1 protein-coding gene is annotated in these 403 nt (G+C 70.2%); it reads left to right on the top strand.

What is annotated here, in order from left to right; all coding sequences use genetic code 11:
- On the top strand, positions 1–403 hold a 403-nt coding region (locus ACQI46_RS25640; protein ID WP_427096859.1), incomplete at both ends, for a DUF222 domain-containing protein.

Here is a 403-nt window from a genome sequence, read left to right as displayed (position 1 = left end):
GAACTGATCACCGACGACAATGTGATGGCCGCGGTGGACGCCGCGCTGGCCGGCCAGGTCGGGTTCTGGGGTGGGCTCTCGCGCGAGAAGATCGACCAGGCCGTCGATGCCACCGTCATCGCCCACGACCCGGCCGCCCAACGCGTGCCCCGCTACACCCAGTCCGCGCGCAGCGTGCAGATCGGCGAGCACACCGATCCACCCGGCTACATCAGCGTGCATGCCCGCATGCACGCCGGTGATGCCGCCGCCCTGCGCGACCGTATCGAACGCATCGCCCACAGTATCTGCCCTGCCGATCCGCGCCGCCTCGACGAACGCCGCAACGATGCGCTGGCCGCGATCAGCTACGGGCTCGATGCGTTGGTCTGCCAGTGCGGTCTGCCCGACTGCGAGGCCGCCG

It is taken from the genome of Mycobacterium sp. SMC-4 (genome assembly GCF_050205565.1).
In the GTDB taxonomy this organism is placed as follows: Bacteria; Actinomycetota; Actinomycetes; order Mycobacteriales; family Mycobacteriaceae; genus Mycobacterium.
Note: the sequence above shows the minus strand (reverse complement) of the source record. Positions and strands in the feature narration are given on the sequence as shown.